The sequence below is a fragment of the Deinococcus malanensis genome (assembly GCF_014647655.1).
Classification (GTDB): Bacteria; Deinococcota; Deinococci; order Deinococcales; family Deinococcaceae; genus Deinococcus; species Deinococcus malanensis.
Genome location: NZ_BMPP01000044.1, coordinates 1 through 9,383, shown reverse-complemented (window position 1 = coordinate 9,383; position 9,383 = coordinate 1). Strand labels below are relative to the sequence as shown.

General features: G+C 59.7%; 8 protein-coding genes. 6 read left to right on the top strand and 2 right to left on the bottom strand.

Annotation, left to right across the window (positions count from 1 at the left end):
* Window positions 1-439: 439 nt before the first annotated feature.
* Complete coding sequence (locus IEY49_RS20900) at window positions 440-760, bottom strand: hypothetical protein (protein WP_189012306.1); 321 nt, start codon at window positions 758-760, stop codon at window positions 440-442.
* A 637-nt stretch (window positions 761-1,397) separates the two neighbouring features.
* On the opposite strand from IEY49_RS20900, the gene IEY49_RS20895 reads away from it, so the two are divergent.
* Together IEY49_RS20895 and IEY49_RS20890 are read left to right on the top strand one after the other, a co-directional pair.
* Window positions 1,398-1,973 (top strand): hypothetical protein, encoded by a 576-nt coding sequence (locus IEY49_RS20895; protein ID WP_189012304.1) that lies wholly within the window; start codon window positions 1,398-1,400, stop codon window positions 1,971-1,973.
* Window positions 1,974-2,120, top strand: coding sequence for a hypothetical protein (locus tag IEY49_RS20890; RefSeq protein WP_189012302.1), 147 nt, complete (start codon window positions 1,974-1,976; stop codon window positions 2,118-2,120).
* Window positions 2,121-2,372: 252 nt separating this feature from the next.
* Here the strand turns inward: IEY49_RS20890 and IEY49_RS20885 are convergent, their stop codons facing one another.
* Window positions 2,373-3,335, bottom strand: a complete 963-nt coding sequence (locus IEY49_RS20885; RefSeq protein ID WP_189012300.1) for an ArsR/SmtB family transcription factor — start codon at window positions 3,333-3,335, stop codon at window positions 2,373-2,375.
* Window positions 3,336-3,730: 395 nt separating this feature from the next.
* Here IEY49_RS20885 and IEY49_RS20880 point away from each other — a divergent pair, with 395 nt between their 5' ends.
* From IEY49_RS20880 to IEY49_RS20865, 4 genes are all read left to right on the top strand, one after another.
* The gene (locus tag IEY49_RS20880; protein ID WP_189012298.1) at window positions 3,731-5,014 is read left to right on the top strand and encodes an extracellular solute-binding protein; all 1,284 of its coding nucleotides are present in this window, start codon (window positions 3,731-3,733) and stop codon (window positions 5,012-5,014) included.
* A gap of 66 nt (window positions 5,015-5,080) precedes the next feature.
* A complete protein-coding gene (locus tag IEY49_RS20875) occupies window positions 5,081-5,989 on the top strand; it encodes a carbohydrate ABC transporter permease (RefSeq protein ID WP_189012296.1) in 909 nt (302 codons plus the stop codon).
* Window positions 5,989-6,819: a carbohydrate ABC transporter permease gene (locus IEY49_RS20870; protein WP_189012294.1), complete on the top strand. Its 831-nt coding sequence runs from the start codon at window positions 5,989-5,991 to the stop codon at window positions 6,817-6,819. The genes IEY49_RS20875 and IEY49_RS20870 overlap by 1 nt, the downstream gene beginning before the upstream one ends.
* Window positions 6,820-7,022: 203 nt before the next feature.
* Window positions 7,023-8,936 (top strand): glycoside hydrolase family 2 protein, encoded by a 1,914-nt coding sequence (locus tag IEY49_RS20865; protein WP_189012292.1) that lies wholly within the window; start codon window positions 7,023-7,025, stop codon window positions 8,934-8,936.
* Window positions 8,937-9,383: the final 447 nt, after the last annotated feature.

The window sequence follows — 9,383 nt, the reverse complement described above, 5'->3', positions numbered from 1 at the left end:
CCGTACGACGAGGAGTTCGAAAGCAAGCGAATGGCGGCTTTAATGGCCCAGCCAGTGCCCTCCTGATCCCGTGCTTGACGGCAACCCATTCAGACCCTATCTAGTCTGCTTCTGCGGTCTGCCGGAGGTGCCGAGCGGTGGGACGGTGACTGCGAATCCACGCCCACGTGTGCATCGACCACGTGAGCGTGGATACCGATTGCGGTTGCGCAAAGGCTCCCGCTCGAGGAGCCGATCTGTGGGCCTGTCGTCCATTCACGGCGTGACCTGTTGACAGACGTCATACCGCAGGGGACGACCGGGTGCTTAAAGAGCGCACCGGTAAGGAATGGTGGAGAGCGAGCTCCGCGCCGCAAAAGCGGAAGGCTATGCGGTGGTCGTCACCCGTCCCTGAGCTGGGAAGCGAGCCCCATACGGCCCGGGAGGGCGAGCATGTCTATCACTCCTGTGTTTCGGTGCCTGCAGCCTTCAGTTTAACGATGATGTCCTCTACGAGCCCCGATGACATTCCATCCGGATACGTCAACACGGTGTCTGTAATCAGCTCGGTTCCCTCAGGCAGTTCCATATGGTGAATCAACGAGATGTTGCGCCAGGGAACCGCATAGGTGGTTCCGACACCCTTCACGATGTCGTTGAGGTCGAGGGTGCCATTTTTACCCGACGCAACTCCCTCAATAATGCCTTCAAGTTGCTCCGTTTCAACCTTCAGACTGATGCGAACGCCAGAGTTGAGCAGCAAATCGACAAGATGAGACATGAGACATTGTACCTGCAGCTGACTCACGCACGTTTCGTCAGTGCTATCGATGGGCACGATGAGGCATGGAACGAACTATGCACGAAAAAGCATATGCCCAAGGTGAGCACAGGCCACATCAGGACTTCAGGATGAGCGACACCAGTCCAAATATGGTACGTACAGTGCCAGTGGAACCAAAACTGGGTGGCCCCAAACGGCCTGAGGATCATGTTCCCGTGTGCACGCCGATTCTGGTGCACCGGCTGGGCCTTCTCGGTATCGGAGGGAATCCGCGCATCGATCCGCCTGGTCTGTGGCCGACGGCAGTGGGGATCGGCCTGGCCATAATGTGGCGGACGACGCGTTCCACTGCGTGCGGAACCCTGGGCGGAGATTCAGCTCCTCGCTGGTGTCCAGCCGGTTGGTCTCCGGATCGCGTGCGGAGACCACAACTGGCACGCATGTGACGCAGCGGGTGTACTTACTGATCTGTGCGTTGATCCGTAACGGCGACGGCCAGAAAGCGCCCTTCAGAGGGATACTTTCAGCGTCAGGACTGCTACCGACTTACACTCAGATCAGTAAACACGAATTTTAGCGCTGTGGGGCGCCCTGGCGGCCTAGCAGTCAAGGGGCAACCGGCACACTCAGCGGCATGACGAAATTATGTGCCAGACGGTGGAGCATTCGTGGAAGGCAGACACGCCTTTTCTCCCTCGCCGTGGTGCTGTCCACTGGTCTGGCGCAGGCACAGTACTCGCCGTCAGTGACCTCCGATCTGGGCGTGGGTTTCGGACAGGCGGCGCTAAGCAGTTCCATTCTCCAGGGCACCTGCGCACTGTCCGGAAGCTCGGGTCAGGAGACGCGCTACAAACCGGATCCACGTCTGGCCGTGAAGTTCAGCGAAGCCCGCCTGGCACAGTTCCGGCAGGCTACGGCCGATCAGCTCCTGAAAGGCAAGACCGCGCAGCAAAAGAGGGAGTGGATCGCCGTTCTAGTGGACAACGACATGGTCAACCGATTGTGGGTTTTCAACGACTTCGAGAAGCACAGTCCGGGCCTGTCTGAATTGGTGGCCACCTACCTGGGCGGTATGTGGAAGCGCGTGTCGGGCACACGTCCCAACCCGACCAAGCTCTTTGGCCTCCGGGAACAGCTGCAGCGCTCTATGCTTGAGCCTGCCCGGTACTCCAGAATTAAAGCCATGTCGCCGGCGCAGCGGCTGGGCTAGATGTTCAGTCTGTCCTATGACCATGATTCCCTGGTCCTGGACGCCCGGTTGAACGACGATCAGGCCAGCCGTCAGAGGCGCGCAAAGCTGGCGCTCGCTTCGGTCAAGGGCAATGGTTTCGATCTGAGCCGGCTCGATCTGAAGTAGCAGTTACGCTCACCCACCCTGGCGTGCGTCCTCCCGGCGAACCATTGCGTTGCCTCGCGCATGCCGAAACGTTCGTAGAACGGCATCAGCCCGACGCCGTTGAGGGCCTGTCAGGCATGCATGGAAGCCGTCTGCATCACCCGTGTCCTGTGGCAACCCACCAGACCACCTGCCGCCCGAACACTTCATTCAGAAGGCTTTTGAGATACTGGCGCAACATCGTGAGGGTACGCTGCTTCGATACTCGGCAGTTTACCGGAGACGATATGGTTTTTGGTGTTCCCCGAAGGCGTAATGCGTTCGCATGATGATGTCCTGCGGGTGATTGCCCCAACGGCGTCCGAACAAGTTGAGTCCGCCTACGTTTTGGGCATCGTCTTTCACGCCGAGGCGAACGGTGACATGGTTATTTTCGTCCAGTCGCAGGTCGGACAGTGTCACATTGGAGATGCGTTCGCTGCCAACGAAGGAGCCTTGTGACGTCACGCGCCAGTGCTTGAGCAGGCCGTGCTGAGTCTGATCGTCGGGCCACCATGCCGGCGTGAGTTTGCCGTGCACGCCGCCGAAGTCACTCGGTGACGTCCAGGTTCCTACTTCGGTATGATTGACCCACAGGGTGAAGTCCGAAGGCCAGTCGAGGTTGTACTGCGGGGCTTCGGAGCACATTTCCATGGAGAGATCGAACTCGGTGGCGTGGGCGCCGAATGGTACGTTGTTGGGAAAGGCGTATTCCACAAAGCCGCTGCGAAACCACAGCAGTTGGGCGAACATGTGTTCGGGTTCGTAGAAGGAGCGGGCGTCGTCCATTCGTCCGATGGTCCTGGTATCCGACGCCAGGCCGCACATGGGTCGAGCGTCGACAAGCCGGTATGCGCCGATGGGCATGCTGACTTCCACGACGTCTTCGCCCGCTTCTACGTTGACGCCTGGGAACTTGAACAGCATCTCGTCGTAGCGTTTGGAGACCAGCTTCTGCGAGCCGCGCGTGCCTGGTGTGTACTCGACATTCACCAGGCCGGCGCTTTCAAGCTTTTTCAGGTGAAACAGCACGGTCGTGTAAGGCAGACCGAGGGCACTGGTCAGTTCGGAGACGTTCATGACGTTGTGGGAAAGCAAGCTGAGGATCAGGAGGCGGGTGTCGTGGGCAAGTGCGATCAGGACGGGCATGGACACTTCGCTGTCGACGACGAGGGTGCGGGCACCAGAAATCGGCATGGTCTCTCCTTTCTCTCAACTATATTACACACATTGAGAGAATGGAGGCCTAATCTTGCCGAACATTGAACGAAAACCTCATTGTATGCGCGTTTCGCCCCCCCCACACTTGGCTCGCAAAACTCACAACTTCACTTGACAAAAACGACCGGCCGGTCCTAAGATCCGGGTACCGTCAATTCAGTAGCCCAGCGGACCGTCAAGCCTCCCTCGCTTGTCCTTCGTTATCCATCGATCAACCGGAATCGGCGGCTTCTCATGCCTGGCTCCAGCTCACCGTGCTTGAGCCCAACGTCGTCGCCTTAATCAGATTTAAGGAGGAGTTTGACCGTTACGCCACTGTCCGAGTTGGAACCCGGAGCCCCGCATTCGCCTCACAGCTTCAAGGAGTCCCGATGACACGCATCAGCCATATCCTGACGTTCAGTGCCCTTCTTGGCAGCTCGGCCCTGGCCCAGCCTACCCAAATCACCTTCTGGAACTTCCTTGGCGGCGGCGACGGCGCGCGCATGAAACAACTCGTCGACGGATACAACAGCAGCCAGAACAAGTACAAAGTGGAACAGACCACGCTGCAGTGGGGCGTGCCGTTTTACACGAAGGTGCGCACCTCCATCTCGGTCGGAGAGGGGCCGCACCTGATCAGCTTCCACCTTTCACGCATGACCGGCTGGGCGCCTGAGAATCTGCTGCGTCCGATCACGGCGCAAGAGCTCGCTAGTGTCGGCTTGAAAAGGGCTGACTTCTTCCCTCGGCTCTTGAACGCCGCCACCTACCGGGGCAAAACGTACGCCGTCCCGCTCGACACACATCCGCTCGTGCTGTACTACAACAAAGACCTCGCGCGTAAAGCCGGACTGCTGGATGCACGCGGCAAACTCAAACCCATCAATTCGATGGCAGAGTTCAATGCTGCACTGAAAGCCGTGGCCGATAAAACCGGCAAGACAGGACTGGCCTTCCAAAACAATCCAACATCCTCGGCACCCTGGAGGATGTGGATCACGCTGATGGCTCAGCAAAAGGCCAAAATCGTCGAGAACAACAAACTCGTCGCCGGTGAAGAAGGCAAGAAAGCGCTCGCGACCATGGTGGCCTGGGCGAAAAACAAGAACATGGCCATGAACGCCGACTACCCGTCGTTCGTCGCGCAGTTCACGACCGGCGAAGCCGCCTTCATGATCAACGGCGTCTGGGAAGTCCCCAGCATGGTGGACGGACGCAAAGCGAACAAGATCGCGTTTGATTACGGAGTCGCTCCGATGCCGGCCATGAACGGCAGTCAGAACGTCTGGGCGGACTCGCATGGCCTCGCGATTCCCAACAACGCCAAGAAACCCATTTCCAAGGAGCACCTGGCCGGTGTTATGAACTTCATCGCGTACGTGCAGAAAAACAGCATGATCTGGGCGCAGGGCGGACACATCCCCGCTTACCGTGCCACCGTCAACTCCAAGGAGTATGCGGTGCTCAAGCCGAACAGTGACTACGCTGCGAAGGCCGCAGCGAACGCCGTGTTCGATCCGCCCGGCTGGTTCAGTGGCGCTGCCGGTCCGCTGCAGTCAACGGCGCAGAAGTACTTCGTGGCCGCCATTCAAGGTCAACTGAGCGTCGATCAGGCTTGGAGTATGTTCGAAGCGGACGCCAACAAACTCATGGCCAGCAGTCCCAACCCCTGATCCTCAGGCAGCCCCACCCGCGTGCGGGTGGGGCTGAACACGCGCATTTGGCGCCGGGAGAATGCCGTGAGAGACTCCATTCCGAAGATTGCTTCCACCGGAACAAGCAGACCACGCGTCGTTCGGCAGCGCACGTCGAACGACCTGACGGCCGCCCTGATGCTGGCCCCCTTCCTGCTCACGTTCGTGCTCTTCTTCATCTATCCCATGCTTCGCGCGATCCAGCTAAGCTTCACGAGCAGCTCCCTCACGGAGACAGGCGCATACGTCGGTTTTGCGAACTACGCCAAACTCGTCGGGGATGCTGACTTCTGGGCGTCACTTCGGCACACTGGGGCGTTCGCGCTCTACACCACCATTCCAACGGCCGCGATCGGATTACTGATGGCGCTCGCCGTGAACCGCCTGCTCCGCGCGAAGAACTTCGCCCTGGCCCTCTTCTTTCTTCCATACGTCCTGCCTGTGAGCGTCGTTACGCTTGTGTGGCAATGGATACTTAACGGCAACTTCGGCATCGTGAACGCCCTCACGGGACTGAACAACCTCTGGTTCAGTCATGTGGATACCGCCATGGTCACCGTGGCCGTCGTGACGGTGTGGTGGACGGTCGGCTTCAAGATGCTGCTGTTTCTGGCTGGCCTGCAGAACATTCCCAAGGAAACGTACGAAGCCGCCGCGCTTGATGGCGCGCAAGGCTTCCAAATCTTTCGTTACATCACCTGGCCGCTGCTGTGGCCCATCACCATGCTCGTGCTGATTCTTCAGCTGATCGCGTCACTCAAGATCTTCGCGCAGGTCTACATCCTCACTGGTGGCGGGCCGTTCAACTCCACTCGCGTGGTGCTGCAATATATGTACGAAACAGCCTTTCAAAACCTCAACGGCGGATACGCCTCAACCATCGCTGTGGCGTTTTTCCTGATCGTCCTGACAATGTCCCTGTTGCAAGCGGCATTGCTCTCGAGGAAGAGCTGATGCGCCGCAGCAACTTCAACTGGGGCGTAATCGCCACGATCGCAACCTTCGCGCTGGGGGCGCTGTGGGCATTCCCGCTCCTCTGGGCCGTACTGACCGCGCTGAAACCCGAAGAGCAGGCGGTCGCCAAGCCGCTGGTGTGGCTGCCGAATCCCCCCACGTTCACCGCCTTTCAAGAAGTCATCGCCCTGGGAAGCCTGTCGCGCTGGTACTTCAACAGCACCGTCACCTCACTCGTCATCACCATCGCAACGGTCGTCCTCGCGGCACTGGCGGCCTACGCTTTTTCACAGCTGCGCTTTCGCGGTAAACAGGTGCTGTTCTGGACGTTCCTCGCGGGCATCATGATTCCGTTCGAGGCGCTGCTCATTCCCCTCTTTCGCCTCATGCATGATTTCGGAACCATCAATACCCACGCAGGCATCATCTTGCCGCAAATTGTTTCGCCCGTTGCGATTTTCGTGTTCAAAAGCTTCTTTGACGCCATTCCAAAAGAACTCCGCGAAGCGGCAGTGGTGGACGGCGCCAGCGAATGGCGCATTCTCTACCAGGTCTATATTCCACTCAGCGCGAGCGTCTTGTGGGGCATCGCGATCGTGACGTTCATCGCCGCCTGGAACAATTTCCTGTGGCCGTTCATCATCACAACGTCAAGTGACATGATGACCCTTCCGCTGGGCCTCACGCAAGTTCAGGACGCCTACGGCCTGCGTTTCGCACGCACGATGGCCGTCGCCGTGCTCGCGGCCCTGCCGGTGGTGATCGCCTACCTGATCTTCCAGCGCCGCGTGACCGAAGGCTTCCTGTCCGTCACTGGAATCAAAGGCTGACCTTAGCCACGCAACATCACCCCTCGACGCGCGGGTCACCCGCACCGGTCAGCCACGGCACACACGCCGGCTGGTACGCAGCAACGCCAGCATGTTCGGCACTTCCCAGCCCTCGAGCGACCGAGTTCCGACCATTCAACAGCACCGACCGCCACAAGCGAGCGGAAGCGTTCGACGATCCCGACTCAACACTGAGGTACCACATGCACGAACCGAGCCATGTCGAACCCACAGGCCCCAGCAGTCCACAGGTGCACCCCCGGCCTCAACTCACCCGCGAACGCTGGGAAAACCTCAGCGGAGTCTGGCAATTCGCGCATGACGACGACAACCGTGGCCTCGACGCGCGCTGGTACGAACATGCCGACGCCTTCGATCAACATATCGTCGTGCCCTACCCGCCCGAAAGTCGAGCGAGCGGCGTCCACGCAACGGGATACCACCCGGTCGTGTGGTACCGCCGCGCGATTTCCATCGCGCCGCAGGACCGGGCCGGCCGGGCCCTCCTGCACTTCGGTGCGGTCGACTACCGCGCTCAAGTCTGGGTCAACGGGCGCCTTGTCGCCCAACACGAAGGCGGCCACACACCGTTCACGGCCGACATCACATCCGTCCTGACAGCTCAGGACACGCAAGACATTGTCGTGCGCGCCGAGGACGATCCAAAAGATCTCGCGCAGGCACGCGGGAAACAGGACTGGGAGCTCGAACCCCACGGCATCTGGTACCACCGCACCACCGGCATCTGGCAGCCCGTCTGGCTTGAATTCGTACCGCGCACCTTCATCACAACACTCCGCTGGACGCCGGATTCCGAACGCGGACGGCTCGGCCTGCACGTTCGCCTGAACCAAACGCCAGCCGAGCCCCTACGGGTCCGTGTTCGACTCAGCATTCGCGGCGAACGCCTCGCCGACGACACCTACCTTCTCGAAGGCCGGGAAGTACGTCGGGACATTGAAATCGACCCTGTGCGCTTCAAGGCTGACCGCAAGGAACTCCTGTGGACCCCACGAAGACCCAACCTCATCGACGCGAGAATCACGCTCCTCGACGACGACGACAACGTCGTGGACGACGTGGGCAGCTACGCCGGCCTGCGCAGCGCTGGCGTGCGTGACGGACGCTTCCTGCTCAACGGCAGTGCATACTACCTGCGCCTGGTGCTTGCGCAAAACTACTGGCCGGACTCTCACCTGGCCGCTCCTAGCGAGGAAGCACTGCGCCGTGAGGTCGAACTCGTCAAAGAGCTCGGCTTCAACGGAGTGCGAATTCACCAGAAAGTCGAAGATCCACGCTTCCTCTACTGGTGCGACCGGCTGGGCCTGCTCGTCTGGGGTGAAATGGCCAACGCCTACGTCTTCACGCCCGAGGCGCAACGCGGCCTCACCCGCGAATGGCTCGAAGTCCTCGAACGAGATTACAACCACCCGTGCATCGTCACGTGGGTGCCCATCAATGAAAGCTGGGGCGTTCCAAACCTTGAAGGCGACGCCGCACAGCGGGCCTTCGTGCGAAGCCTGTATCACCTCACGGTATCTCTGGACTCGACACGACCCGTCATCGGGAACGACGGATGGGAAGTCGTCGAGGGCGACATCTTCGGCGTACACGACTATGCACTCGACGGTAACACCCTCCGCGAGCGCTACGGCTCGGCAGAAGCGCTCGAGCATACCCTCAAAGCGGTGCAGCCGTCCCGGCGTAACTTCTACCTCGCCGGACACCACCGAAAAGGGGAACCTGTCATGCTCACCGAATTCGGAGGCCTGAGTCACGCACCTACGCAGAAAGACCGCTGGTGGGGATATGGGACCGTGCCAGACACGGACGCGCTGCTCAACCGCTATGAAGAGATCGTCACAGCCGTACTCGACAGTCCCGTCATTTCGGGCTTCTGCTACACTCAGCTGACCGACACCGAACAGGAAACGAATGGTCTCCTGCGGGAGGACAGGACACCAAAACTCGACACCAACCGCGTCCGGGCGATCAACACGCGCGTTTCCATGGCCTTGCAGAACGACGTGATCGCTGAAATTCACGCCCTAGCCGACGAGCGCCGTCGTGAACAACTGCGTGCATCACAGCAGATGGAAGGCGTTGCAGAGGATTGACACTCGTGCACCAACGGCCACGCCAGCAGCGACACGACAACGACGGAGGGCGTTACGCGCTGGTCGTGCATACGGACCTATGCCGCACTCAACAGACCACCTTATTGCGCCCAAGTTGTTTGGCCCCTCAGCACCTGACACTTTTGTGTGTTGAGCAGAGCCGTGGGAAGCTTTGCTTGTCACTCCCCCTCGAGCCACCAAGCCTGTTGACACTTTTGACCCGTCAAGGTCGGATCGCAAATTCTGGCCGGCTCGAGGCTCCTTCGGTCAGGCGCAACAGTATCTGAGGCGTAAAAAGCCTGCACACAAAATCCCGCCGGGGGCGGGGCCATCGACGGAATGTGTGGGGTTGCACCAGTTGTGCGTAGACGGAGTTAAGAACTCCGAGAATAACGACAACGAGGTGCGACATGGGACAACGAAAGACGTATTCAGCCGAGTTCAAAC